At 54.8% G+C, this 24,682-nt stretch carries 25 protein-coding genes; 13 read left to right on the top strand and 12 right to left on the bottom strand.

Annotation, left to right across the window (positions count from 1 at the left end; translation table 11 throughout):
* Positions 1-9: 9 nt before the first annotated feature.
* Positions 10-1,554 (bottom strand): 2,3-bisphosphoglycerate-independent phosphoglycerate mutase, encoded by a 1,545-nt coding sequence (gene gpmM, locus ACX9GU_RS26640; RefSeq protein ID WP_021807260.1) that lies wholly within the window; start codon positions 1,552-1,554, stop codon positions 10-12.
* 311 nt (positions 1,555-1,865) lie between these two features.
* Between gpmM and ACX9GU_RS26635 the strand changes: the two genes are divergently transcribed.
* From ACX9GU_RS26635 to cysE, 5 genes are all read left to right on the top strand, one after another.
* Entirely contained in the window at positions 1,866-2,300 is a 435-nt protein-coding gene (locus ACX9GU_RS26635; protein WP_021807259.1) for a rhodanese-like domain-containing protein, read from the top strand.
* 26 nt (positions 2,301-2,326) lie between these two features.
* Positions 2,327-2,575 (top strand): glutaredoxin 3, encoded by a 249-nt coding sequence (gene grxC / locus ACX9GU_RS26630; protein ID WP_024482902.1) that lies wholly within the window; start codon positions 2,327-2,329, stop codon positions 2,573-2,575.
* Positions 2,576-2,657: 82 nt separating this feature from the next.
* Positions 2,658-3,128, top strand: coding sequence for a protein-export chaperone SecB (secB, locus tag ACX9GU_RS26625; protein WP_021181865.1), 471 nt, complete (start codon positions 2,658-2,660; stop codon positions 3,126-3,128).
* A complete protein-coding gene (gpsA, locus tag ACX9GU_RS26620) occupies positions 3,128-4,147 on the top strand; it encodes an NAD(P)H-dependent glycerol-3-phosphate dehydrogenase (RefSeq protein ID WP_071683747.1) in 1,020 nt (339 codons plus the stop codon). The genes secB and gpsA overlap by 1 nt, the downstream gene beginning before the upstream one ends.
* A 98-nt stretch (positions 4,148-4,245) precedes the next feature.
* Positions 4,246-5,067, top strand: a complete 822-nt coding sequence (gene cysE / locus ACX9GU_RS26615; protein ID WP_021181867.1) for a serine O-acetyltransferase — start codon at positions 4,246-4,248, stop codon at positions 5,065-5,067.
* Positions 5,068-5,202: 135 nt separating this feature from the next.
* Here the strand turns inward: cysE and fic are convergent, their stop codons facing one another.
* Positions 5,203-6,303, bottom strand: coding sequence for a protein adenylyltransferase Fic (gene fic, locus ACX9GU_RS26610; RefSeq protein ID WP_039996199.1), 1,101 nt, complete (start codon positions 6,301-6,303; stop codon positions 5,203-5,205).
* A 339-nt stretch (positions 6,304-6,642) separates the two neighbouring features.
* Here fic and pdxR point away from each other — a divergent pair, with 339 nt between their 5' ends.
* Together pdxR and ACX9GU_RS26600 are read left to right on the top strand one after the other, a co-directional pair.
* Entirely contained in the window at positions 6,643-8,148 is a 1,506-nt protein-coding gene (pdxR, locus tag ACX9GU_RS26605) for a MocR-like pyridoxine biosynthesis transcription factor PdxR (RefSeq protein ID WP_473193403.1), read from the top strand.
* A 99-nt stretch (positions 8,149-8,247) separates the two neighbouring features.
* Entirely contained in the window at positions 8,248-8,703 is a 456-nt protein-coding gene (locus ACX9GU_RS26600) for a GNAT family N-acetyltransferase (protein WP_094981591.1), read from the top strand.
* Positions 8,704-8,749: 46 nt separating this feature from the next.
* Here the strand turns inward: ACX9GU_RS26600 and rhaM are convergent, their stop codons facing one another.
* The 5 genes from rhaM to rhaB all read right to left on the bottom strand — a co-directional run bounded on the left by rhaM (position 8,750) and on the right by rhaB (position 13,800).
* On the bottom strand, positions 8,750-9,064 hold the full coding sequence (gene rhaM / locus ACX9GU_RS26595; RefSeq protein ID WP_473193402.1) for an L-rhamnose mutarotase: 315 nt from the start codon (positions 9,062-9,064) through the stop codon (positions 8,750-8,752).
* 16 nt (positions 9,065-9,080) lie between these two features.
* Positions 9,081-10,229, bottom strand: coding sequence for a lactaldehyde reductase (gene fucO, locus ACX9GU_RS26590; RefSeq protein ID WP_473193401.1), 1,149 nt, complete (start codon positions 10,227-10,229; stop codon positions 9,081-9,083).
* A 67-nt stretch (positions 10,230-10,296) separates the two neighbouring features.
* Positions 10,297-11,121 (bottom strand): rhamnulose-1-phosphate aldolase, encoded by an 825-nt coding sequence (rhaD, locus tag ACX9GU_RS26585; protein WP_473193400.1) that lies wholly within the window; start codon positions 11,119-11,121, stop codon positions 10,297-10,299.
* A 10-nt stretch (positions 11,122-11,131) separates the two neighbouring features.
* A complete protein-coding gene (locus ACX9GU_RS26580) occupies positions 11,132-12,388 on the bottom strand; it encodes an L-rhamnose isomerase (RefSeq protein ID WP_473193399.1) in 1,257 nt (418 codons plus the stop codon).
* Positions 12,385-13,800: a rhamnulokinase gene (rhaB, locus tag ACX9GU_RS26575; RefSeq protein ID WP_473195243.1), complete on the bottom strand. Its 1,416-nt coding sequence runs from the start codon at positions 13,798-13,800 to the stop codon at positions 12,385-12,387. The genes ACX9GU_RS26580 and rhaB overlap by 4 nt, the downstream gene beginning before the upstream one ends.
* Positions 13,801-14,177: 377 nt before the next feature.
* Between rhaB and rhaS the strand changes: the two genes are divergently transcribed.
* Both rhaS and rhaR read left to right on the top strand, forming a co-directional pair.
* A complete protein-coding gene (gene rhaS / locus ACX9GU_RS26570; RefSeq protein WP_024482890.1) occupies positions 14,178-14,999 on the top strand; it encodes an HTH-type transcriptional activator RhaS in 822 nt (273 codons plus the stop codon).
* Between the two features lie 85 nt (positions 15,000-15,084).
* Positions 15,085-15,924 (top strand): HTH-type transcriptional activator RhaR, encoded by an 840-nt coding sequence (gene rhaR / locus ACX9GU_RS26565; RefSeq protein WP_473193398.1) that lies wholly within the window; start codon positions 15,085-15,087, stop codon positions 15,922-15,924.
* A 2-nt stretch (positions 15,925-15,926) separates the two neighbouring features.
* Here the strand turns inward: rhaR and ACX9GU_RS26560 are convergent, their stop codons facing one another.
* The 5 genes from ACX9GU_RS26560 to cpxR form a co-directional block, all read right to left on the bottom strand.
* A complete protein-coding gene (locus ACX9GU_RS26560; protein ID WP_473193397.1) occupies positions 15,927-17,351 on the bottom strand; it encodes an arabinose isomerase in 1,425 nt (474 codons plus the stop codon).
* Between the two features lie 10 nt (positions 17,352-17,361).
* Positions 17,362-18,396 carry an L-rhamnose/proton symporter RhaT gene (rhaT, locus tag ACX9GU_RS26555; RefSeq protein ID WP_473193396.1) on the bottom strand — a complete coding sequence of 345 codons (1,035 nt, stop codon included), beginning with the start codon at positions 18,394-18,396 and terminating at the stop codon, positions 17,362-17,364.
* A 215-nt stretch (positions 18,397-18,611) separates the two neighbouring features.
* Complete coding sequence (gene trmL, locus ACX9GU_RS26550) at positions 18,612-19,085, bottom strand: tRNA (uridine(34)/cytosine(34)/5-carboxymethylaminomethyluridine(34)-2'-O)-methyltransferase TrmL (protein ID WP_473193395.1); 474 nt, start codon at positions 19,083-19,085, stop codon at positions 18,612-18,614.
* 57 nt (positions 19,086-19,142) lie between these two features.
* Positions 19,143-20,513 (bottom strand): envelope stress sensor histidine kinase CpxA, encoded by a 1,371-nt coding sequence (gene cpxA / locus ACX9GU_RS26545; protein ID WP_024482888.1) that lies wholly within the window; start codon positions 20,511-20,513, stop codon positions 19,143-19,145.
* Positions 20,510-21,208, bottom strand: a complete 699-nt coding sequence (gene cpxR, locus ACX9GU_RS26540; RefSeq protein WP_021181873.1) for an envelope stress response regulator transcription factor CpxR — start codon at positions 21,206-21,208, stop codon at positions 20,510-20,512. Before cpxR ends, cpxA begins: the two co-directional genes overlap by 4 nt.
* Positions 21,209-21,357: 149 nt before the next feature.
* Between cpxR and cpxP the strand changes: the two genes are divergently transcribed.
* From cpxP to pfkA, 4 genes are all read left to right on the top strand, one after another.
* Positions 21,358-21,852: a cell-envelope stress modulator CpxP gene (gene cpxP, locus ACX9GU_RS26535; RefSeq protein ID WP_024482887.1), complete on the top strand. Its 495-nt coding sequence runs from the start codon at positions 21,358-21,360 to the stop codon at positions 21,850-21,852.
* Positions 21,853-22,089: 237 nt separating this feature from the next.
* On the top strand, positions 22,090-22,386 hold the full coding sequence (locus ACX9GU_RS26530) for a TM2 domain-containing protein (RefSeq protein WP_253083062.1): 297 nt from the start codon (positions 22,090-22,092) through the stop codon (positions 22,384-22,386).
* A gap of 184 nt (positions 22,387-22,570) precedes the next feature.
* A complete protein-coding gene (gene fieF / locus ACX9GU_RS26525) occupies positions 22,571-23,473 on the top strand; it encodes a CDF family cation-efflux transporter FieF (protein ID WP_071683735.1) in 903 nt (300 codons plus the stop codon).
* Between the two features lie 233 nt (positions 23,474-23,706).
* Complete coding sequence (gene pfkA / locus ACX9GU_RS26520; protein ID WP_021181876.1) at positions 23,707-24,669, top strand: 6-phosphofructokinase; 963 nt, start codon at positions 23,707-23,709, stop codon at positions 24,667-24,669.
* Positions 24,670-24,682: the final 13 nt, after the last annotated feature.

Genomic DNA, 24,682 nt, shown 5'->3' with positions numbered 1-24,682 from the left:
GGGGAAGGATTATTCCACGATGAACAGCGGCTTACCAGTCATCTCTTGCGGGATTTCCATTCCCATCAGTGACAGCATGGTTGGAGCGATGTCGGACAGTTTGCCACCTTCCACCGCTTTGGCAGCTTTACCGATGTAGATCAACGGTACCGGCAGGCTGGTATGGGCAGTGTGCGCCTGGCCGGTGGCCGGATCGCGCATTTGCTCGGCGTTACCGTGATCGGCGGTGACCAGCAGTTGGCCGTCAACGGCTTTCACCGCTTCAACTACCTGCGCAATACAGTTATCCAGGGTTTCTACCGCTTTGACGGCTGCATCATAGACACCGGTGTGGCCAACCATGTCGCCGTTCGGGTAGTTACAGATGATGGCGTCATATTTACCGCTGTGGATGGCTGCCAACAGCTTTTCGGTCAGCTCGGCGGAGCTCATCTCTGGCTGTAAATCGTAGGTGGCCACTTTTGGCGAGTTGATCAGAATACGGTCTTCACCTTTGAACGGTTCTTCGACGCCGCCGTTATAGAAGAAGGTGACGTGGGCGTATTTTTCGGTTTCCGAAATGCGCAGCTGGGTTTTGTCATGCTTCATCAGCCACTCACCGAAGGTGTTGGCCAGCGAGGCAGGTGGATAGGCACAGGCGGTTTTGATGTCGGCGGCGTATTCGGTCAGCATGACAAAATCACCAAACTTGACCACTTTGCTACGTGGGAAGCCGTCGAAATCGGCATTGACGAAGGCGCGGGTGATCTGGCGCGCACGGTCGGCACGGAAGTTCATGAAGATTAACGCGTCGCCGTCGTTCATCTCGGCGCTGGCTTCGCCCGCAGCCTGGATCACGGTCGGTTTAACGAATTCGTCGTTTTCGTCACGGGCATAGGCAGCCTGCAGAGCGGCCACGGCGTTGTCGGCGGTGAATTCGCCTTTGGCCTGGGTCATCAGATCGTAGGCCAGCTGTACGCGGTCCCAACGATTATCACGATCCATCGCATAGTAACGGCCGATCACCGTGGCGATACGCCCGGCACCCAGCGTGGCAAATTCGTCACTGAAACGTTTCAGTGTGTTTTCAGCACTGCGGGGCGGAGTGTCGCGTCCATCCAGGAAGGCATGCAGGTAAACGGCTTTGGCACCGCGCTGTGCGGCCAGTTTGATCATCGCCAGGATATGATCTTCATGGCTGTGGACGCCGCCAGGGGACATCAGGCCCATGATGTGTACCGCTTTGCCTGCCTTCACGGCCTTGTCGACGGCGCTGGTCAGCGTTGCGTTGGTGAAGAAGTCACCGTCTTTAATCTCTTTATCCAGACGGGTCAGGTCCTGATACACGATGCGGCCAGCGCCGAGGTTCACGTGACCGACTTCCGAGTTACCCATCTGGCCATCAGGCAGGCCGACATCCAGACCGGAAGCGGCAATCAGGGTATGCGGCTGTTGTTGCCACAGACGGTCCATGACCGGCGTTTTGGCGTTCAGGATCGCGTTGTCCTGTTGCTCTTCCCGGTGGCCGTAACCGTCCAGGATCACCAGTACCATGGGCTTTTTCTTGCTCGACATTGCAGTAACCTCTTTATGATCGTTTTAAGTTGTGAATAGCCATCAGCCCATCAGCCCATTGGCACTGGAATGATGGCTATTCACCCTCTGGAACCTGATGATACTACAATGTGACCGACTAAAAAGAGCCCAAAGAGATCAAAGATGCGGTGAACAGCCTCGACTTTCTCAATGTCATGACGGTAATTTTCCAGTGTACTCCGCAGTTTCTGCATTCCCGTTTGCTTATTGGCTGTATTTGACGCATTCGGCAGGTATACTCTGAAACCTTGACTTATTTTTCCCTTAACTGACGGGAGTTGTTACACCCCATGCTGCAAGAAATTATGCAATTTGTTAGCCGGCACCCCATACTTAGTCTGGCCTGGGTCGGTCTGCTGGCTGCCGTGATCGTCATGACCTTCAAGAGCCGTTTCTCCAAGGTTAAAGAGATCGCCCGCGGTGAAGCTACTCGCTTGATTAATAAAGAAGATGCGGTAGTGGTCGATACCCGTACCCGTGATGATTTCCGCAGAGGCCATATCGCCAACGCGATCAACCTGACGGCGAGCGAGATCAAAACCGGCAGCTTCGGCGAACTGGATAAACACAAGGCCCAGCCGGTCATCGTGGTCTGTGCCAATGGCACCACCTCACGCGAACCCGCAGAAAACCTGAGCAAAGCCGGGTTTGAACAGGTCTATACCCTGAAAGACGGCATTGCCGGCTGGAGTGGAGAAAACCTGCCGCTGGCGCGTGGCAAATAAATTTTAGTGTGATTGAAGGGGTTTCCATGGCTAACATTGAGATCTACACCAAGGCAACCTGCCCGTTCTGTCATCGCGCCAAGGCGCTGCTGAACAGCAAGGGAGCTGCGTTTAGCGAGATTGCCATCGATGGTGATAACGTCAAGCGCGAAGCAATGATTGCGCGCAGTGGGCGAACCACCGTGCCTCAGATTTTCATCGATGGCCAACATATTGGCGGCTGTGATGATTTACATGCACTTGATGCTCGCGGTGGGCTGGATCCGCTGCTGTAACCAGCGGCGGTCCCACTGCCAAGATGTGGGTATTGCAACCACTGAGTGTCTATAAGGATATTTAACCAAGGGTATTACACACATGTCAGAACAAAACAGCACAGAGATGGCTTTCCAGATCCAACGCATTTACACCAAGGATATCTCATTCGAAGCGCCAAACGCTCCGCAGGTATTCCAGCAAGAATGGCAGCCAGAAGTTAAGCTCGATCTGGATACGGCTTCCAGCCACCTGGCAGACGACGTCTACGAAGTGGTACTGCGCGTCACCGTTACCGCCTCTCTGGGTGAAGAAACCGCATTCCTGTGTGAAGTTCAGCAGGCAGGTATCTTCTCCATCTCCGGTATCGAAGGCACGCAACTGGCACATTGCCTGGGTGCATACTGCCCGAACATCCTGTTCCCGTATGCGCGTGAGTGCATCACCAGCCTGGTTTCTCGCGGCACCTTCCCGCAGTTGAACCTGGCACCGGTAAACTTTGACGCGCTGTTCATGAGCTATTTGCAGCAGCAGGCGGAAGGCGAAAGTGCTGAACCTCATCAGGATGCCTGATGAATACCGTCAATGCTTCAATGACTGTAATCGGTGCCGGCTCGTACGGCACCGCTTTAGCCATTACGCTGGCGCGTAATGGCCATCCGGTAGTGCTGTGGGGGCATAACCCCGAGCAGATCCAGATTCTGCAGCGCGATCGCTGCAATCAGGCGTTCCTTCCCGGCGTTCCTTTCCCCGATACCCTGTTGCTAGAAACCGATCTTGCTCGTGCATTAGCGGCCAGCCGTGATGTGCTGGTGGTGGTGCCTAGCCACGTGTTTGGTGACGTATTGCGTCAGCTGAAACCTCATCTGCGCCCGGATGCCCGCATCGTATGGGCGACCAAAGGTCTGGAAGCAGAAACGGGGCGGCTGTTGCAAGACGTGGCTCGTGAGGCTCTGGGGGATACTATCCCACTGGCGGTCGTTTCTGGGCCAACGTTTGCCAAAGAGCTGGCGGCCGGATTGCCAACGGCGATCGCCCTCGCCGCCACCGACGAGCAGTTTGCTGAAGATTTACAGCAGCTGTTGCACTGTGGCAAAAGCTTCCGCGTTTACAGCAATCCGGATTTCATCGGGGTACAGCTGGGCGGCGCGGTGAAAAACGTGATTGCCATCGGCGCCGGTATGTCTGACGGTATCGGTTTTGGTGCCAACGCGCGTACCGCATTGATCACTCGTGGTCTGGCGGAAATGAGCCGCCTTGGTTCCGCATTGGGTGCCGATCCGTCCACCTTTATGGGCATGGCTGGGTTGGGCGATCTGGTGTTAACCTGCACAGATAATCAATCGCGCAACCGTCGTTTCGGTATTATGTTGGGGCAAGGCAAGGGCGTGCAGGAAGCGCAGGATAGCATCGGTCAGGTGGTTGAAGGCTATCGCAATACCAAAGAGGTATTGGCACTGGCGCAGCGCTTTGGCGTGGAAATGCCGATCACCGAACAGATCTATCAGGTGCTGTACTGTAATAAAAATGCCCGCGAGGCAGCGTTGACTCTGCTTGGGCGCACCAAGAAAGACGAAAAGCACAGTGCCTGACCTTGGCTGCGGTGCAGCAATGTATCGCGTCACGACAATTTGATTAGGTTACCCTGCCGGGATCCGGCGGGGTAGTCTGTTTTGGCAGAGAGGAAGCGATGTCGTCAGAAGAGTTAGAACAGGTCTGGAGCAGCATTAAATCAGAGGCGAGAGCACTGGCAGATTGTGAACCGATGCTGGCTAGCTTTTTCCACGCGACCTTGCTCAAGCATGAAAATCTGGGCAGTGCGCTCAGCTACATTCTGGCGAACAAACTGGCCAATCCGATCATGCCGGCGATCGCCGTGCGTGAGGTGGTGGAAGACGCCTATCGTTCCGACGCACAAATGATCGTCTCAGCGGCCCGCGATATTCTGGCGGTGCGGCTGCGCGACCCCGCAGTAGATAAATATTCAACGCCGTTGCTATACCTGAAAGGTTTCCATGCCTTGCAGGCGTACCGCATCGGCCATTGGTTGTGGATGCAGGGCCGCCAGGCATTGGCGATCTACCTGCAGAATCAAATCTCGGTCGCCTTTGGGGTGGATATTCACCCGGCGGCTACCATCGGCTGCGGCATCATGCTCGACCACGCCACCGGCATTGTGATCGGTGAAACCGCCGTGGTGGAGAATAACGTCTCTATCCTGCAGTCGGTAACCCTGGGCGGGACAGGCAAAACCAGCGGCGATCGCCACCCTAAAATCCGCGAAGGCGTGATGATTGGCGCGGGGGCCAAAATCCTCGGCAATATCGAAGTGGGGAAAGGGGCCAAGATCGGTGCCGGTTCCGTGGTGCTGCAACCCGTGCCGCCACATACCACTGCCGCAGGCGTGCCTGCACGTATTGTTGGCCGCCCGGAAAGCGATACGCCATCGATGGATATGGACCAGTACTTCAACGGTGCCAATCACGGGTTTGAGTATGGCGACGGTATCTAACAGCCCTTCTGTATATTTACCCTTTTGGGACCATGACTAGCGCAGGCCTAAAAGGTGTCGCCCAACCCTGAGGTATGTAACACTGTCATGAGTGCCTCATTTGCGGAGCCAAGTTTCGATCCTGGCGCAAAATAATCAGTAGGGTAGTACGGTATTATCATCACGAGTCATCAACTGTATAAGCTTAGGATGCACATACAGCTTTTCGCGACCTACGGTAATTTCATTCAGCACACCAATTTCGCAGAGCTGCTTAAGATATGTAGAAGCAGTTTGACGCTGGGCTATGCCTTGGTCGACCAGGTTTGATATGCGGCAGTATGGCTGTTCAAAGATTACCTGTATCAGTTCGTAACTATAAATTTTTGGCAACGAGTTACGAATGTACTGGGTACTGACGTCAAGCAACTCCCTAATGGCCGCAATTTTTGCGGTAGTCCATTGCGATGTCTCATTGACAGCATCCAGCATAAACACGATCCATGGCACCCAATCGCCAGAGGCCGTTACGCCACGCAGCAAGCCATAATAATCGGCCTTATGAGTGACGATATAGCGACTTAAGTAGAGGATCGGTAGTGTCAGCAGGTTTTTCTCAATGAGAAAAAGTACATTTAGTATGCGTCCAGTCCTGCCATTGCCGTCTGTGAAAGGGTGAATTGCCTCAAATTGATAATGTGATATAGCCATTTTTACTAAAGGATCAATATCATCATCAGCATGAATAAAGTTTTCCCAATTTTTCAGAAGGCTACGTATCAGCTCTTCACCCACTGGAGGAGTGTAAACAACCTTATGCTCATTGTTTACCAGAGCGGTGCCTGGAATTCTGCGAATATCCATCACCGTATTTTTTAATGTGCTGCAAATGCCCATCGCAGTGGATGTACAAAGTGGGCGCTGTCCCAAGTGCTTAAATCCATCATAAAGCGCTGTACGGTAACGCAGTGCTTCTTTAGTTGCGGGGTCAGCCAGACTATCTTCTTGCGAGAACTGAAAAAGTTTATCCGAAGTGGTCACGATATTTTCAATCTCAGACGAGTCTTTAGCTTCAAGGATCGGGATTAAGTTAATCAGTAACCCTTGGTTAGGTAGCAACTCTCCCGCCTGTTTTAGCTCGGCCAATGCAGCTCGCGCTTTAATGCAAGACTTCAATACTGGCACCGACTCCATTAGTTCACCCATAGGTGGGAGGGGCGGAAGCTGGTTAAACGGTTTTTCAGGATCCCATTGCATAGATTTTCCCCACATTTTATCGACAGGTTTCAATAATGTGTCGATAAAGGCTCTACATTTCGACACGTTTAGCGCATATGTTGATACCATAAACATGTCATCAATACGTGTCGATAAAAATCGATTATTTCGACACGTTTTGGGTTCATGTCGATACTATGAACATTTCAGCGGTGCATTTTGGGGAGGCAGCGCAGAATTTAGATCGGTGAAAGAGGTTATAAGGACTAAATTTACATAAATAACATGTGGTTATTTATTTTTTAACCTGCCTGCTGGTGGTCGAATTCTGATAGCGTGATACCTTTAGCGTTGTCCTCACTGTGAGTGGAGTGCCCTTTGAACCGCCTGACCGAAAAGCAGCTCCAGACTCTCTTGCTGCAAAAAAACCTCGCCAAGCAAACAGTCCCCGAAGTTTCATTAACTACGGCGCTGGCTGCTGCTTTCAGGACGATGATCCAGCAGGGTGAGTTCATCACCGGCCAACGTTTACCGGCCAGCCGTGCGTTGGCAGCCTCACTGCAGTTATCTCGAGGGACCATCGAGAACTGTTATACGGCGCTGGAAACCGAGGGATACGTCTGCAGAGAGGTGGGGCGGGGAAGCTTTGTCGCCCAAAGACAGCAACCTTTGCTGGGCCTGACTAGCGAGCACTCAGTTGCATCTTTCGGCGGCCAGGTTACATTGAGCCGGAGATCGTCACAGCATACCAGGCCTGAATCAGGCAACTTGCCCCAGCAGCGGGCATTTAGCCCCGGCATGCCTGAAACCCGAAATTTTCCGATCCATACCTGGCTCAGGCTATATCAGCAAACCGTCAAAGAAGAGGGGCTGTCTATCTCGGCGGGCAGCAACTTGCAGGGCAATATTCACCTGCGGGAGGCCATTTGTGACTTCCTGCTGGCCGAGCGGGGCGTGAAGGCACAGGCCGATCGAATTCTGATTGTGAGCAGTACGCAGCAATCGCTGTCTTTATGTGCGCAGGTCCTGGCGGATGCTGACGATAGCGTCTTTATCGAAAATCCGGGGTATACCGGTGCGATTAAGGCCTTGCGGGCGGCCCAGCTAAAGCCTATCCCGATTACCGTGGATGAGCAGGGGATCTGTACCGATGAAATCATTCGCTCCCAAGTTAACGGCAAATTTGTCTATGTCACCCCTTCTAACCAATATCCGACCGGGCGAGCACTTTCGCTGGCCAGGCGGTTGGCATTAATTGAGGCGGCTAAAGCTCGGGATATGTGGATCATCGAAGATGACTACGACAGCGAGTTTCACTACCAAGGCATTGCGACGGCCTGTTTGCAGGGGTTAGACCCCTATCAGCGAACCATTTATATGGGCACCTTCAGTAAAACCCTGTTCCCGGATCTGCATGTGGCTTATATGGTACTGCCAGAAGCGCTGGTAACACCCATGACCACCGCGCGGGCGAATACGGACAGCCAGGTTTCGGGGATCGCTCAGCGCACGCTGGCAAAATTTATTATGCAGGGACATTACCGAGAACATGTCCTGACGATGAAGAAAATATATTCATCCCGTGCGGCGCTGTTTATTAAGGAGATCAACAAGCACTGCGGCTTAAAGGTGAAGGTTATTGTGCCTAACTGCGGCTTGCAAATACTCTGCCTGGTGGAAAGTAAACAGCTTGAGCAAGCTGTTGCCCATCGTGCTTCTGAGTATAATTTAACGCTGAGAAGCGTTTCCGAGTTTTGTACTGCAGATATTCCCTTATCTGGCTGGCTGCTGGGTTTCGCGGCTCTGGACCCTATTGAGATAGCCTATAACGTCGAACAGTTTTCCCAGTTGCTAACGAGCTGTTTAAACGAGATCGATAATTAGCCGCTGAAATGGTCCGGTGTCTATAGCGGATTGGTCCATTAACCCCGCCCTATGGCATCGCCTATACTTGCGCCACTTTGAACATGCAGGGGTAGGACTATGTTGATGACTAAAAATGGCGTTACCATCAGGGAAATAATCGCTTCAGATAGAGCGGGTTGGGAACATTTATGGCAACAGTATCTGCACTTTTATCGTGCCGATGTCAGCGCCGAAATCACCGAAAAAACCTTTATCCGCCTGTGCCAAAAACAGGATTTGGTCGGCCTGGTCGCCGTTAACGATCAGGGGCAGATCCTCGGCTTTATGCATTTGGTTTATCACGCCTCGACGTGGAGCGATAAAAACTATTGTTATATTGAGGATCTGTTCGTTGATAAAAGCGCGCGGGGACAAAACGTGGCGGAGAGCTTATTTAATGAAGCCTATCAACAGGCGGAAGTGAGAGAGTCAAGCCGCGTTTACTGGATGACCCAGGAGTTCAATTCCTCAGCCCGTTCTCTGTACGATAAAATCGGCCAAAGAACCTCGTTTATTATTTATAGTAAAAAATAGTACGGCGTTAAAAACAAGGCGACGGGGTTTAACCGTCGCCTATTGCTTATTCTAAATAAAACACTTCACGCAGCGGTGAGCTGACCGGGCTATGATCGGGATTACTCGGCATCACGTCGCCCATATGCTGCCACCAGCGCTGACAGACGGCGGTGTTGGCCACTGCATCCCAACGTTCCTCTGACTCAATCTCCACATAGCCAAACAATAGGTTGCGTGCTTCGTCCAGGAAGATGGAATAGTGGTGTGCACCGTGTTCCTTCAGCACCTGTTCCAGCTCTGGCCAGATCGGACTGTGGCGCTGCTGGTATTCGGCATGCGCATCCGGGTTTACCTGCATCACAAAAGCTTTACGGATCATAGGTTTTCCTTAAGGGTCACAGTGCGGCTAAATACAACGCACGAACCTCTTCGCGATCTGCCGTGCGTGGGTTGCAAGGGGCACATGGGTCAGCCAGCGCTTTATCCAACCAGCCTTCGATATCGGCTTCCTTGATACCCAGGGCCGAGAAACCCGCCGGGATACCCACGCGCAGCGAAAGCGCGCGAATGGTGGCTATCGCCAGATGGCTGGCCTGTTCTTCGTTCATGCCTTGCGTGTCTGCCCCCATTGCCTGCGCAACACGGGCAAAGCGAGCCACGGCATTCGGGCGGTTAAACTCTTCGATTACCGGCAGCAGGATGGCATTGCACACGCCGTGCGGCAGATTGTGGGTCGCACCTGGCTGGTGGGCTAATGCGTGCACCAGGCCAAGCCCGGCGCTGTTGAACGCCATCCCCGCCAGGTATTGCCCATAGGCCATCATTTCCCGCGCTTGCAGGTTTTTGCCGTCATCCACGGCGGCAGGCAGCCAGGTGCTAATCAGACGGATAGCTTCCAGCGCCGAGTGATCGGTCAGCGGGTGAGCGCCCACGGAAACATAGGCTTCCACCGCGTGCGTTAGCGCGTCCATACCGGTGGCGGCGGTGACGCTGGCAGGAATATTCAACATTACCTGCGGATCGTCCACGGCAATGTCAGGGATGATGTTGGTATCGATGATCACTTCTTTGACGTGGCGCTGGCTGTCGATGATCACCGCATTGCTGGTCATTTCGGCTGCGGTACCCGCCGTGGTATTGATGGCGACCAAGGCGACGCCAGGGTGTTTGACTTTGCCAACGCCCGAATAGGCGGTAGAGGGGCCAGGGTTGCCGGTCAGGATTTTGATCGCCTTGGCGGTATCGATTGGGCTGCCGCCGCCGAAGGCAATCAGATAGTCACACTGCTGCTGTTTGAACGCTTGCCAGCCCTGTTGCACCAGTTCTTCAGTGGGGTTGGGAAACACTTCATTGAACATGGCATAAGGCAGCGCATGCTGCTGCATGGCGTTGAATAGGCTTTCCAGCAGGCCAAGCTCAACCAGTTGACCGTCTGTGACGATCAGCGCCTTACCCCATTGCTTCTGCGCCAGCAGCTTGACCATATCTTCAATGGCGCCGCAGCCGTGCAAACTGATTTTCGGTAATGCCAGCATGAAACTCATGATATTGCTCCTGAAATGAGAAACCGTTGTGATGCGCCCGCCGTAGCGGACGCAGGGCACCGATGTCTCAATCCTTGAGCGCGGCGGCCAGTGGCGTTACGCCGAAACGCTTGGCCAGCGCCGTCAGTTGGCTAGCGGAAATGGTTTGCTTCTTGCCACCCATCGACAGCACTTTCACCATGATCTCGGCCGATTTTTCTGCGGTGTCGATCAGGCCGAAAGCGTCGTCCAACGTTGGGCCAGAGCCGAAAATGCCGTGGAACGGCCACAGCACCAGGCTGTGTTCCTGCATCTGTTCGGCGGTCTGGGTGCCGATGCCGTCAGTACCCGGCACCATCCAGGGCACGATGCCGATGCCGTCTGGGAACACCACCAGGCACTCGGTGCTGCCTTCCCACAACAGGCGGGTGAAGCTGGCGTTGTCCAGTTCCTGCACAAAGCTCAGAGCGATCAGGTTGGTGGCATGGCAGTGCATGATGACGCGATCGCGGCCAGAGGTGACGTTCATACGCACGATGTGCGACTGGAAATGAGCCGCCAGTTCCGAGGTCGGAAAACCTCCCTGCGAAAGCCCCCAGTGGATGTGGTAGGCGGTGCCGTTGTGGTTCAGTTGTAACAGCACCAGATTCTCTTGCGGTGCCAACTGCACGTTGCGGAAGAACTTGCCTGAACCGGTGACCAGGAACCAGCAGTTGGCCAGCTCGGTTGCCGGTTGCGTCAGCTCTACGCAGCGCGGCTCGGCCACGAAGTCACTACGGAAAGGCTCAACATCTTCCGCCGAAAGCCGCAGGCTGACGTTGCCGCCGTTGCGCTCATCCCAGCCTTTGAGCCACATGTCGCTGGTGGCTTTGATCATGCCCTGGACGAACCAGGAAGAAACTATCTGTTGCATTGCGCTACCCTTAACGTTGGCTGAGGATCTGTTGTTCGTAATTGCGTACGTTGTTGAGCCAGCTGGCATCGGCCGGGACATCGTTACGCTGGCAGTAGGTTTCCCATACGGCTTGCCATGGCAGGCATTTCTGTTCTTCCAGCAGGGCCAGGCGGGCAGTGTAATCGCCGTTTTCTTCGATCTTGCGCAGCATCTCGGTTGGCTCCAGCAGCGCACGCAGCAGGGCTTTCTTCATGTTGCGGGTGCCGATCACCCAGGCTGCGATGCGGTTGATGGAGGCGTCGAAGAAGTCCAGGCCGATGTGTACGCGGTTTAACAGGTTGTTGCGCACGATCTCACCGGCAATCGCCTGCGTTTCGTCGTCCAGCAGCACCACGTGGTCGCTGTCCCAGCGTACCGGGCGGCTAACGTGCAGCAGCAGGCGCGGTACATACAGCATGGCGCTGGAGATCTTGTCGGAGATCACCTCAGTCGGGTGGAAGTGGCCCGCATCCAGACAGAGTGCGGTCTGGCGGCTGGTGGCATAGCCGAGATAAAACTCATTGGAACCCACGGTGTAGCTCTCTGCGCCAATCCCGAACAGCTTGCTTTCCACCGCGTCGATATGGTGTGCCGGGTTGAGTTTTTCGCTAATCACTTCGTCCAGCGCACTCAACAGACGTTGGCGCGGTGCCAGGCGATCGATCGGCGTATCTTTCATACCGTCCGGGATCCAGATGTTCATCACCGAAGGCGTACCGAGCTGTTCGCCAAAATAGGCAGAGACGCGTCGGCTAGCCTGGCAATGTTCAATCCAGAACTGACGGATATCCGGGTTGGCGTGTGACAGCGTAAAACCGTCGGCGCTCAGCGGGTGCGAGAAGCATGACGGGTTGAAATCCAGCCCCAACTGGTGCTGTTTGGCCCACTCCACCCAGTTTTTAAAATGGCGTGGTTCAATTTTGTTACGGGCGACTGGCGTATCAGACTCCAGATAGATCGCGTGCAGGTTCAGGCGTTTCGGGCCAGGGATCAGCGCCAGAGCCTGTTCCAGATCGGCCCGCAGCTCTTTGGCGTTGCGCGCTTTGCCCGGGTAGTTGCCGGTGGCCTGAATGCCGCCGGTCAGGGAGCCTTCCGGATTTTCGAACCCGGCCACGTCATCTCCTTGCCAGCAGTGCATTGACACTGGCAGGCTCTCCATAGCGCTGATAGCGGCTTCAACGTCCACGCCAACGGCAGCAAAGCGCTGTTTTGCCAGTTCCCAAGCTTGATCGATCGAGCTTTTCATATGCAAAGTTCCTTAGGTAATTGACTCAACGACTGAAATTGCGACCAGTGGGCGGCAAAGTCTGGATTGTCGCGAGGGGTAAAGTGTTGTAGTGGGAAGTTCTGTGCCACGATGCGGCGGAATTGCCCAATGTCGCTGACGGCGTCCAGGGCCATCAACTGGCAGCCGACGTTGCCCAGGGTTGAGGCTTCGATAGGCCCGGCGCTGATGGCCAGCCCGCAGGCATCGGCACACAGCTGATTAAGAAAATGGTTCTGGCTGCCGCCGCCGACGATATGCAGATGGCTGAGCGGGCGGCCGTGCATCGTCGCCAACTCCTGTGCGACCTGGCGGTAGAGCATGGCGAGGCTGTCGAAGATGCAGCGCACCAATTCGGCTGCGGTTTCCGGCACCGGCATCCCGCGTTCGCGGCAGCTGTCCTGAATGGTTTGGCACATGTTGACCGGGTTGATAAAGCGATCGTCATTGGGATTAACCAATGAACGGCAGGCTGGCTGTTGGGCCGCCTGAGCGATCAGGGCTGGCAGATCGCTGATGTTCAATTCCCGAGTGGCGCGTTGCAGCAGCCACAGGCCCATGATGTTTTTCAGCACCCGATAGCCCGTTGCGCCGCCCTCATTGGTAATATTGGCTGCCAATGACGCCGGATTAACCACCGGGATTGGGCTTTCAATGCCCATCAGCGACCAGGTGCCGGAGCTGAGATAGGCGGCATTGGCATCTTGCAATGGCGTAGCAAGAACTGCGCTGGCGGTGTCGTGCGTTGCTACGGCAATCACCGGGATCTGCTGGCCGCTGGGGCTGGTCCAATAGCCTACGCGGTTGCCCGGAGGCGTCGGTTTGCCAAACCAGCTGGCAGGTACCCCGGCCCAGGCCAACAGTTCCTCATCCCATTGATCGCTTTCAATATTCAGGAGTTGGGTGGTGCTGGCATTGGTGTATTCCCAGTTCAGCTTCCCCGTCAGGCGAAAGTGCAGGTAATCCGGGATCAGCAGCAGGTGAGCCACGCGATCTACCAGCTCTGGCTGCTGTTCACGCAGGGCACGCAGCTGGTACAGCGTATTGAAAGGCAGGAATTGAATGCCGGTGCGTTGATAGATATTGCTGCGGCCCAAATCATGCTGGGCTGTTGCCATCAGCCCCTGAGTACGGGCATCTCGGTAGGAAACGGCCTGGCCGACCCGCTCACCTTGCGCATCCAGCAGTACAAAATCGACGCCCCAGGTATCTATGCCGATGCTATCAAGGCGAATACCTTCGGCATCAAGCTGCGCTAGTGCCTGGCGGATATTGCCTTCCAGCGCATCCAGGTCCCAGCAGTCTTGCCCGGCCCGGTGCTGCAAACGGTTGGTGAAGCGGCTGACTTCACGCAGCTGGAGTTGCTGCTGTTGCGGTTGATAGCTCGCCAGCATCACTCGTCCACTGGAGGCTCCAAGGTCGATGGCGACAGTATTGCGAATAGTCATGAGAGAAAGCCCGTGATTGCTTGATGCGAGCAGTGTAGGAAGTTGCCGTTGCCCGGGCCTTCTCGCCACTGCCAACGCCAGAGGGGGATTGGCAAAATGGCAAAGGTAAAGGTGAAGTAGCTCACAGTTTGCGACTCGGGCCGATTTTTGCCCGGTTGTGACCTTGTACGCATTTCTCAACATTGCTACGGCTTTCTTAAAAAACGCGCAGCTTTAGCGCGCTTTTCGGTCAAAACCTTAAGGTTTGTTGCCGGGCGCTTCTCTTACTATCGATTACCGACGTTGCGCGGTAATCCCGCCGCGCCAAAGCTCCGGGGGGCAAGATGAACCTATTGCACAGTAGTGATTTTTTCCCTTCCTGCAGCGCGCCCGTGGTGATCGAACCCCGCGAGCCGCAGCAGGCTTTTCCAGAACATCATCATGATTTTTACGAAATTGTGATTGTCGAACAGGGGGCGGGGGTGCATGTGTTTAATGGCAACCCCTATACCCTTAACAGCGGTTGCGTCTGTTTTGTGCGCGATCACGATCGCCACCTGTTTGAACAGACCGACGGCCTGATCCTGACCAATATTCTGTTCCGGGCGCCGGACGCCTTCCGCTTTGTCTCCGGCGTGGAGCAGTTCCTGCCGCGCGAGGCCGATGGCGTATACCCGGCCCATTGGCGCATCAGCCAGCAGGTATTGCAACAGGTCAAGGGGTTGATTGCGCAGCTCGCGGCGGCACCTGCAGGTGAGCGGCCAGAAGAGATAGCGCTGCATGAAAGCGTATTTATGCAGCTGTTGGTGCAGCTGTGGCAGGGCTGTCTGGCTCGGCAGGGGGACGATCAGGAGGGGCGTTTGCATCAGCTGTTGGACTGGCTACAGGGCCACTATGCTGAATCGATCGAATGGTCCGAGCTGGCCGATCGCTTCGCCATTCCGCTGCGTACGCTGCACCGGCAACTGAAACAGCACACCAACATGACGCCACAGCGCTACCTGACCCACCTGCGTTTGCTACAGGCGCGCCATATGCTGTGCCACAGCGATAGCAGCATCACTGATATCGCTTTTCGCTGTGGTTTCGGCGACAGCAACCATTTTTCGACCCTGTTCAAGCGTGAGTTTACCTGCCCACCCCGTGCGTTACGTGGCATGCGCTAGCGGCGTGAAAATCACGACTGCATCAATTTTCCTCGCCGCGTGTTCGGCAATAATGCCCAGTCGTGCCAACTAGGAAAGGTGTGAGATGAGGGAGACATTACTGTTAGAGAGCCGCGATTACCTGCCCTCTGTACAGATGCCGGTGGCCGTGGCGGAGCGCTATCCCCAGATGGGATTTGCCACGCATACTCACCAGTTTTGTGAGATTGTGATCGTCTGGCGTGGCAATGGCCTGCACGTGCTGAACGATCGCCCTTACCGGATCACCTGCGGGGATATTTTTTATATTCGTGCCAGCGATTGCCATAGCTACGAGTCGGTACACGATCTGGTGCTGGATAACGTCATCTATTGCCCGGAGCGTCTGCGGTTGAATGCCCAGTGGGAAAGCCTGCTGCCGCCGTTTGATACCTCCAGCGAGAGCTACTGGCGACTCTCTACCCAAGGTATGGCGCAGGCCCGGCCGATTATCGCCCAGCTTTCGCAGGAGAGCCGTAAAACCGATTCGTTATCGATCCAGTTGACGGAGGCTTTGTTGCTGCAATTGGCGATCGTGCTCAAACGCTATCGTTATGCGGTGGATTGCGTGCACATGTTGCCGGACGGGGAACAGTTGGATTTGTTGATGGCGGCGTTGCAGAGCGGCATCGACGGCGACTTTGATCTGCCGGCATTTTGCCAGCAGCATCAGTTGACCGAGCGGGCGTTGAAGCTGTTGTTCCGCCAGCAAACCGGCATGACCATCAACCACTATCTGCGCCAGATCCGTTTATGCCAGGCCAAGCGTCTGCTACGCCGCAGCGAATACCGCATCAGCGATATTGCCGCCCGATGCGGCTTTGAAGACAGTAACTATTTTTCCGTGGTGTTCACGCGCGAGGCCGGAATGACCCCGCGCGAGTATCGCCAACGGTTTATCGCCTAGGGTTAGGCGATCCGGTTTGTGCGGATGTGCAGTACCTGAGCAAGTTTTTCCAGCCGATCGCCCTGGTGGCCAATGCCGATAGCACAATGGTGGGCAGGGCCAGCCAATGACCACTCACGGGTAAAGGTTCTGGCATCCAGGCTGAAACGGTAGCGGCTGTTGGTATTGCCGATATCCAACGTTTCCCCCGGCACCGAAAGCCCCTCGGCATACTGCAACACGACGTCGCCGTTACGTTCCTCAACCACAGACAAGAAGGTAACTGGGCCGTTCTTCACCGACATCTGAATCGAAACGCCACATCCCGGCTTGCCGTGATACACCGGCAGCGGCACCAGGCGTACATCACCCTCTGCCATCAGCGGGTGCGCAGGCCCATCGTGGCCCCATAGCACAGCGTCATCCTCGAATTCGATGCCGTAAGGTTCAGAGAAGGATCCACCCGCTCCCAGCAGGGCGAAAATTTTCATGGCGATCGCGTTTTTGACTTCGTACTCACCTGCGATCGGGATGCCTTTTTGGGTCAGCAGGGTGTTACCTGCAATCACCGACGTAACGATATTCTCGTAATCATTGCCGTTTTGCCCTTCGTAGTAATAGGCCATTGCGCCTAGCCCATGCCGTTCTACCAGCCGATCCAGCGCGCAGGCGGTATGCGCAGCGCGTTGCAATTCGGCCTCTGAACAGAGCTCGTCCACCACAAAGACGCTGTGCATTTCATCCCGCTTATGCTGGATTTGCGCTGTGGTACTTTGTTGGCGCAGAGCGTTCAGCTCGCACATTTCCAGCGGTTTGAAACGTACACCAAGCCGGGCGGAAAGGTTGGTCAGGTTACTGTAGACGTCGATCATCCCGGCGTAATAGTGGCCGAGCAGGCCGATTTGTGTGGTGCGTAACGCATTACGCAACGCGAAAGCGGTCAGCCAGTTGTCCAATTCCTGCCAGACCTGCGGATCGCCCTGTAATGCCCCCACCAGCAGTTGGTACTCGATCCCGGCGCGATTAAACACGTTGGCCAATTCGGGAGCGCTACACGCCTGGCAATGGGCAAGCCATTCGCCGGTGCGATCGCCGCGATCTGCCATGGCGCGAATTTTCTGGTAGGGCAAACCGGCTTCTGGTTGCAAGGCCAATACCAACACCGGTTTACCCAAGGCTTGCACCAGCGGCAATACGGTGGCACTAAGCGCGTAGGTGCTGATGTAAAGCACCACCACGTCTACCGGCTGGTGGCGAGCCTCTGCCAGCAATGCATCGGCGGCAGCGACCGAATCCACCAGCCCGCCACGCTGAACCAGGTGGCCGTTGGAAAGGCGTTCGGCGATCTGTTCGAGGTAACCTTCCAGGCGGTGCTTAAGGCCGCTAAACTGCGGCCAGTAAGTGTCAAGCCCGATACCAAACAGCAAGATATTCAAACGGCTGTTCATTTTTTGCTCCTCAAGAAGCCATGCCTAGGCCAACGATGTTGGCAGCCAAGATAATCACCAGACAACCGAGGCACAGTACCGCCACCGGCTTTCTGGTCCCGCATTTCCACTCTTTCAGCAGTAGCCCGACGATGCCGCCGCACAGCACGTAGAAGCTCATGTGCAGCATCCAGCTCATGTAGTCGTATTGGGCTGGGATCTTGGCGTGGCCCCAGGCGTAGAAGAAGAATTGCAGATACCACATCAGCCCGGCCAGCATCGAGAACAGCACGTTAGCGACCAGCAGTTTTTTCGGCAGCGAGAAATCTGCTTTCACCGAGATATTTTTCAAGGTGGCCAGGCGGATCAGGCAGTAGCCCAGGTTGATCAGCGCGCCGCCGCCCATAATTACTACATAGCTTGGCAGGGCAACATACAACGGATCGATGCCCAGTGCTCCGGCGGCTTCATGCATCGGTTTGGCCGCGTCCATGGCGAAGGACATCCCGGCGGAGAAAATGCCGCACATCACCGCCAGCGTCAGCCCCTTCTTGAGGTTGAACTCTTCAGCACGAATGCCCATAGCCCGTTCTTTCAGCAGGCCCGCGTAGCTGACGATCACCACGCCGATCAGCGCAACAAACACGCCCACAAGCGACATGCGACCACCGGCGGTGCCGAACAGAAGTTCGAAGCGGCCCTGCAACAGTGGCGTCATCAATGTGCCAATGATCAACGTGATACCGATGGCGATACCAATTCCCATCGACATCCCGAGATAGCGCATGGTCAGGCCATAGTTGATATTTCCGATCCCCCACATGGCGCCAAACAGGAACACCGGCAGCAGGGTGGCGGCGCTGAATGAACCGTAATACTGCCAAAAATCGGGCAGCAGCATATAGCTGATGGCCCAAGGCAGGATCAGCCAGGAAACGAAACCGCCGATCGACCACATGGTTTCCCAAGACCAGTTTTTGACCTGTTTGAATGGCGCGTAGAAGCAGGCCGCACTGGCCGCCCCGACCAGGTGCCAGAGTATCCCTAGCAGAATGGCGTTGTTCATCTTGTTATCCTTGTTGTTGTTGGCGTGGTGACGTAGAGCGCAGAGACCACGGATGAACAGGGAGTCTAAAGAGACACTAGGGAAGGAACCTTCGGTTGGCTGCCGGTTGCCGGGAGAGCATGGCAAAATTCAGCGGGTGCGGGTGTTGACGATCACAAATTTGGCAGGGCGGCGATCGGGCGATGTCTGGCTGGCAGGCGATCGCCCAATAGGGATTACTCTTTAAGCAGCGCGCCCGCATAATCCAGTTGGCGCCAGGCTTCGTAAACCACCACCGAGACGGCATTGGATAGATTCATGCTGCGGCTTTGGGCCTGCATGGGAATACGGATCTTCTGCTGTGCGGGCAAAGCATCCAGAATGCTGGCGGGCAGGCCACGGGTTTCCGGGCCAAACAGCAGATAGTCGCCAGCCTGATAGCTGACGGCGCTATGTGCCGGTGTGCCTTTGGTGGTAAGGGCAAACAGCCGCTGTGGATTTTCGCTGGCGAGGAAGGCGGCATAGTCGGCATGGCGCTTGATGCAGGCAAATTCATGATAATCCAACCCGGCGCGGCGCAGGCGTTTGTCGTCCCACGGGAAGCCCAGAGGTTCGATCAGGTGCAGTTGGAAACCGGTGTTGGCGCACAGGCGAATGATGTTGCCGGTGTTCGGCGGAATTTCAGGTTCAAATAAAACGATATTCAGCATGTAAAAAGCCCCTCATGACGAGGGGCGCAGAATAGCAAAATCTTTGGGTGCTGGCGATTAACGCTGATGCAGCGGCAACCACAACACCAGACGCAGGCCACCCAGCGGGCTGTCTTCCGCTTTCACCCAGCCGCGATGCTGATTGACGGCGGATTCAACGATGGCCAAACCCAGCCCGGTGCCGCCGGATTGGCGATCGCGTGCTTCATCGGTGCGGTAGAACGGCCGGAAAATCTGTTCACGATCTTCTGGGCTGACGCCAGGGCCATCATCGTCCACCACGATGGTGATCCCCTGATTATCGGCGCTGAATGCCACCGCGATGCGCGTATTGGAATAACGTAGGGCATTACGCACGATATTCTCCAGCGCACTGTCCAGGGCACCTGCGTTGCCGTAAATCGTCCATGGGCCTGGAGGGGAGGTGACCTCCAGCTGTTTGCCCATTTGTTCGGCTTCGAAACTGGCGTTGTCCAGCACGTCGGCCCACAGTTCGTTGGCCTTCAGCAGTTCGCGCACCAGCTCGCTTTTCTGTTGGCCACGGGATAGCAACAGCAGATCGTTAATCATCGAATCCAGCCGTTGGGCTTCGGTTTCGATACGCGCCAGCTCATGGCCTTCACCGTGGCGGCGGCGCATCAGGGCGGTTGCCAGCTGTAGACGCGTTAACGGGGTGCGCAACTCGTGGGAGATATCGGAGATCAGCCGTTGCTGGGCCGTCATCATCCTTTCGAGCGCGCTGATCATCTGGTTGAAACTGGCCCCGGTGGCAAGAAATTCCTGCGGCCCGGCTTCAAGTTCAGGGTGTTGCTTAAGGTTGCCACGTGCTACATCATCGGCGGCGTTTTTCAACTTACGCGCCGGTTTGGCCAGGCTCCAGGCCAGCCACAGCAACAGCGGTGCACTGATTAACATGGTGACGATCAGCAGCAGCAACGGCCGGTCGAACATCAGGTTGATAAAATCGGACTGCGAGCTGTTGGCCGGGCGGATCAGGTACAGCTGGTAGTTGTCTTCACCATCGCGCACCGAGAACGGGCCAACCAGCTCAACGCGGCCATATTTTTTCTTTTGCGGCTGGTCGGAGTTGTCCGACTGGCCGATAAAGTTGCGCACGATCTGCATTTCGTTGCGCTGCGCGCCGATCACTCGCCCTTCGCTGGTCACCAACAACAGGCGTTGGCCCGGCGGTGCCCATTTTTCGATGGCGCGGAACAGGCGGCGCCACCACATCAGGTCGTTGGCCGGATCGTTTTGCAGTTCGGCTTCGACATGCTGTTCCAGCATCAACCCCTGCCGCTGTTCGCTTTCCAGCAACGTGGTCATTTGGCGGGAGTCGAGTTTGGGCACCATCAACACCAACATCAGCACCAGAGCCAATGTGAACCAGAAAATGGCGAAGATGCGTGCCGTCAAGCTGTTGATCATGCTGCAGATACCATCAAATAGCCCCGTCCGCGCAGGGTTTTGAACCAAGGATGCCCATCTTTGCGGTCCGGCAGTTTGCGCCGCAGGTTGGAGATATGCATATCAATGGCGCGATCGAACGGCGTCAGGCGTTTGCCCAGCACTTCCTGGCTGAGAAGTTCACGGGAAACTACCTGGCCGAGATGCTGTGCCAGCAGATATAGCAGGGTAAATTCGGTACCCGTCAGATCCAGCACTTGCCCGTCGAAGCTGGCTTCCTGGCGGCCGGGGTTCAGCTGCAGGCCGTCAACGTCCAGCGTAGGTGCGCTGGTATCCACATTCTGCTGCTGTTCGCTCCAGTTGGAACGGCGCAGAATGGCCCGGATGCGGGCAACCAGTTCGCGATCGTTAAAGGGTTTTGCCAGGTAGTCGTCCGCACCCAGTTCCAGGCCAAGTACCCGGTCCAATTCGCTGCCGCGAGCGGTTAGCATGATCACCGGCGTCTGGTGGTGCTGACGCAATTCTTTCAGCGTATCGATACCGTTTTTCTTCGGCATCATGATATCGAGCAACAGCAGATCGATGGAGCTGTCCAGTAACGACAACGCCTGTTCACCGTCGTGAGCCACGACGATGTTAAAGCCTTCCATTTCAAGCAGTTCTTTCAGTAGCGAGGTGAGCTCGCGGTCGTCGTCAACTAACAGAATTTTGTGCATATGTGATTTACCTCCTGACGCAAAATACGTCATCAACTGTTGCTATTCCATGACTTTACGTAGTTTTACATGCCCTGACGCATGTTTGCAGGTGCAGCGATACACTGCTCCTCGTTGATTCGCAAAGTGAGAAAGCTCGAGGAGTAAAAATGGTTAAGGTGACCGCAGTAGTTATGGCATCAATTTTGGCAATAGGTTCTACCGCTGCCTTTGCTGCTGATACTACACCGGAAACTGTCCAACCTCCTGCTAATGATGCACTGTTGAGAGCTCTTGGCCAGAATCACATGTTCGACGGCGTTCGCTTGACCGAACAGCAACGCCAGCAAATGCGCGATTTAATGCGCCAGGCCCGTTACGATCTGCCTGGTGTTAATGTAGACGAAGTGGAAACCATGCATAAGCTGGTCACCGCAGATAAATTTGATGAAGCCGCCGTGCAGGCCCAGGCGGAAAAGATGGCTCAGGAACAGGTTAAGCGCCAGGTCGAAATGGCCAGGGTACGCAACCAAATGTATAACCTGCTGACGCCAGAGCAAAAAAGTGTTTTAGACCAGAAGCATCAGCAGCGTGTGCAGTTGATGAAGCAACAGATTTCTGGTTTGCAGCAAACTTCTGCCCAGAAGTTGAGTATGACTGAGTAATCCCCTGTTTTTCCTTGCCATAGACACCATCCCTGTCTTCCCCCTCATGATGAGGGGGTTTTTTTTATCCCTTTAATACCCCGATTAAAAACTAAGCCTAAACAAGTCCTGCCGTTTTCCTGGCATGCATTAGAACAGTTAATGATAATTATGAATTCATGTTGAAATCAGTGTGTTAATTCAGCAAACTGTTAGTGTTGCTTAAGCAATTACTGTCAAAATAAAAGGATTATACACATGTCAAACATGGTTTTTTGCCGAGGATGTGGTAAAGAAATACATGAAACTGCAAGATCATGCCCCAGCTGTGGTGCTACTCAAGGCGTAGTTGGAGAGAAAAGTCGAGTGGCCGCTGCACTCTTGGCGTTTTTTCTCGGAGGCTTTGGCGTACATAAGTTTTATCTGGGTAAGATTGGGCAAGGTTTCTTATATCTGATTTTTTGCTGGACGTTCATTCCGTCAATTATCGCCTTCATCGAATTCATTATTTACCTTTGTAATTCCGATGAAGAGTTTGCTAGAAAATATGGCTAACGGCCATATGCCGCCAGTCTGACAATTTTGCCACAATGGGTAGGGCCGAACATGTGCGATCCCTACCAGCTCAGCAACGTTGCCATTTTGTCACCAATCTGCGCCACGCCAGTTCCTATGGGCTGGCTTTTTTTACCCTCCATTCCGTTATACTGAAGCCCATAAACTTTGGTTGGGGTTTTTTATGGAACAGCAATATGCGCGGCTGGTGCAGTCCGCTGCTTTAGCCGCCACCGGAATGGCTTCCGTTCTACTGTTGATCAAGATCGTTGCCTGGTATCTCACCGGATCGGTCAGCCTATTGGCGGCTTTGGTGGATTCGTTGGTGGATATTGCCGCATCGTTAACCAACCTGCTGGTGGTGCGCTACTCGTTGCAGCCGGCTGATGAAGAGCACACCTTTGGCCATGGCAAGGCCGAGTCGCTGGCGGCGCTGGCGCAAAGCATGTTTATCTCCGGTTCTGCCCTGTTCCTGTTCTTGACCGGCTTCCAGCATCTGTATTCCCCGCAGCCCCTTAATTCGCCGGGTATAGGGGTAGCCGTGACTATCATTGCGTTGATTAGCACTCTCATCCTGGTGACCTATCAGCGCTGGGTAGTCAGAAAAACGCGCAGCCAGGCGGTACGGGCCGATATGCTGCATTATCAGTCAGATGTGATGATGAATGGTGCTATTTTGATAGCACTTGGGCTAAGCTGGTATGGATTTCACCGTGCGGACGCGCTGTTTGCCCTGGGTATTGGGGTTTATATTCTCTATAGCGCGCTGCGTATGGGGTACGAGGCTGTGCAGTCCCTGCTGGATCGCGCCTTGCCGGATGAAGAGCGTCAGGCAATTATCGATGTGGTATCGTCTTGGCCGGGTGTGAAAGGTGCGCACGATCTGCGTACGCGGCAGTCTGGGCCAACGCGGTTTATCCAGTTGCATCTGGAAATGGAAGACACCCTGCCGTTGATGCAGGCGCATATTCTGGCAGAACAGGTGGAGCAGGCATTGTTGCATCGTTTCCCTGGGGCCGACGTGATTATTCACCAAGATCCCTGTTCTGTTGTTCCGCAGGGCCGACAGGGGCATTGGGAACTATAATCAACTGACATGGGTCAATGTTGGGTGGATTGAGAAATCACGGTGTTAGCACGCCGTGCCATGTGAAGTTTTTTCCTTGATGTTGCGTGACCTGAATCAATTCAGCTGGGTGTTTTTGTTATAATATCCAGCAATAAAAGCCGTAAAGCTGGTTTTGCGCCGTTGGAGAGATACCCGGTGAGTCGGCGAATACAGAATTCTTAAGAAATTGCATCTACAGTTCAGAGGTAGTCATGATCAAGAAAATCGGTGTACTGACGAGTGGCGGTGACGCCCCAGGTATGAACGCTGCCATTCGTGGCGTTGTGCGTGCCGCGCTCACAGAAGGTCTGGAAGTATTTGGTATTTACGATGGCTACCTTGGTTTGTACGAAGATCGCATGGAGCAATTAGACCGCTACAGCGTGTCTGATATGATCAACCGCGGTGGCACCTTCCTGGGTTCTGCGCGTTTTCCAGAGTTCAGGGATGACAGCGTGCGCGCCAAGGCGATTGAAAATCTGAAAAACCGCGGCATTGATGCGCTGGTGGTCATCGGCGGTGACGGTTCCTACATGGGGGCAAAGCGCCTGACCGAAGAGGGTTTCCCTTGCATCGGTTTACCTGGCACCATCGATAACGACGTTGCAGGTACCGACTACACCATCGGCTACTTCACCGCATTGGAAACCGTGGTGGAAGCCATTGACCGCCTGCGCGATACCTCTTCATCACACCAACGTATCTCTATCGTGGAAGTGATGGGGCGTTACTGTGGCGACCTGACCCTGGCGGCGGCCATTGCCGGTGGTTGTGAATTTATCGTCCTGCCGGAAATCGAATTCAGCCGTGACGACCTGGTTGACGAAATCAAAGCCGGTATCGCCAAAGGTAAAAAGCATGCCATCGTGGCGATCACCGAGCATATCTGTGATATCGACGAACTGGCACGCCATATCGAGCAGGAAACCAAGCGTGAAACCCGTGCTACCGTATTGGGCCACATCCAGCGTGGTGGTTCACCGGTTGCCTACGACCGTATTCTGGCTTCCCGTATGGGCGCGTACTCCATCGACCTGCTGTTGCAAGGTTACGGTGGCCGCTGCGTAGGGATCCAGAACGAGAAGATGGTGCACCACGACATCGTTGACGCGATCGAAAACATGAAGCGTCCGTTCAAGGGTGACTGGTTGGAAACGGCGAAAAAGCTGTACTAATCCAGCTTGAACG

The sequence above is a fragment of the Serratia sp. K1WW1 genome (assembly GCF_055790865.1).
Note: the sequence above shows the minus strand (reverse complement) of the source record. Positions and strands in the feature narration are given on the sequence as shown.

Coding starts and splice junctions, on each gene's coding strand:
- ACX9GU_RS26580 (WP_473193399.1), bottom strand. CDS start 12,388: ATGAAAAGCTCGATCGATCAAGCTTGGGAACTGGCAAAACAGCGCTTT.
- ACX9GU_RS26635 (WP_021807259.1), top strand. CDS start 1,866: ATGCTGCAAGAAATTATGCAATTTGTTAGCCGGCACCCCATACTTAGT.
- cpxA (WP_024482888.1), bottom strand. CDS start 20,513: ATGATCAACAGCTTGACGGCACGCATCTTCGCCATTTTCTGGTTCACA.
- grxC (WP_024482902.1), top strand. CDS start 2,327: ATGGCTAACATTGAGATCTACACCAAGGCAACCTGCCCGTTCTGTCAT.
- cpxP (WP_024482887.1), top strand. CDS start 21,358: ATGGTTAAGGTGACCGCAGTAGTTATGGCATCAATTTTGGCAATAGGT.
- ACX9GU_RS26600 (WP_094981591.1), top strand. CDS start 8,248: ATGTTGATGACTAAAAATGGCGTTACCATCAGGGAAATAATCGCTTCA.
- fieF (WP_071683735.1), top strand. CDS start 22,571: ATGGAACAGCAATATGCGCGGCTGGTGCAGTCCGCTGCTTTAGCCGCC.
- cpxR (WP_021181873.1), bottom strand. CDS start 21,208: ATGCACAAAATTCTGTTAGTTGACGACGACCGCGAGCTCACCTCGCTA.
- rhaR (WP_473193398.1), top strand. CDS start 15,085: ATGAGGGAGACATTACTGTTAGAGAGCCGCGATTACCTGCCCTCTGTA.
- secB (WP_021181865.1), top strand. CDS start 2,658: ATGTCAGAACAAAACAGCACAGAGATGGCTTTCCAGATCCAACGCATT.
- rhaB (WP_473195243.1), bottom strand. CDS start 13,800: ATGCTGGCGAGCTATCAACCGCAACAGCAGCAACTCCAGCTGCGTGAA.
- fucO (WP_473193401.1), bottom strand. CDS start 10,229: ATGAGTTTCATGCTGGCATTACCGAAAATCAGTTTGCACGGCTGCGGC.
- cysE (WP_021181867.1), top strand. CDS start 4,246: ATGTCGTCAGAAGAGTTAGAACAGGTCTGGAGCAGCATTAAATCAGAG.
- rhaD (WP_473193400.1), bottom strand. CDS start 11,121: ATGCAACAGATAGTTTCTTCCTGGTTCGTCCAGGGCATGATCAAAGCC.
- gpmM (WP_021807260.1), bottom strand. CDS start 1,554: ATGTCGAGCAAGAAAAAGCCCATGGTACTGGTGATCCTGGACGGTTAC.
- ACX9GU_RS26560 (WP_473193397.1), bottom strand. CDS start 17,351: ATGAACAGCCGTTTGAATATCTTGCTGTTTGGTATCGGGCTTGACACT.
- gpsA (WP_071683747.1), top strand. CDS start 3,128: ATGAATACCGTCAATGCTTCAATGACTGTAATCGGTGCCGGCTCGTAC.
- rhaS (WP_024482890.1), top strand. CDS start 14,178: ATGAACCTATTGCACAGTAGTGATTTTTTCCCTTCCTGCAGCGCGCCC.
- trmL (WP_473193395.1), bottom strand. CDS start 19,085: ATGCTGAATATCGTTTTATTTGAACCTGAAATTCCGCCGAACACCGGC.
- pfkA (WP_021181876.1), top strand. CDS start 23,707: ATGATCAAGAAAATCGGTGTACTGACGAGTGGCGGTGACGCCCCAGGT.
- rhaT (WP_473193396.1), bottom strand. CDS start 18,396: ATGAACAACGCCATTCTGCTAGGGATACTCTGGCACCTGGTCGGGGCG.
- fic (WP_039996199.1), bottom strand. CDS start 6,303: ATGCAATGGGATCCTGAAAAACCGTTTAACCAGCTTCCGCCCCTCCCA.
- rhaM (WP_473193402.1), bottom strand. CDS start 9,064: ATGATCCGTAAAGCTTTTGTGATGCAGGTAAACCCGGATGCGCATGCC.
- ACX9GU_RS26530 (WP_253083062.1), top strand. CDS start 22,090: ATGTCAAACATGGTTTTTTGCCGAGGATGTGGTAAAGAAATACATGAA.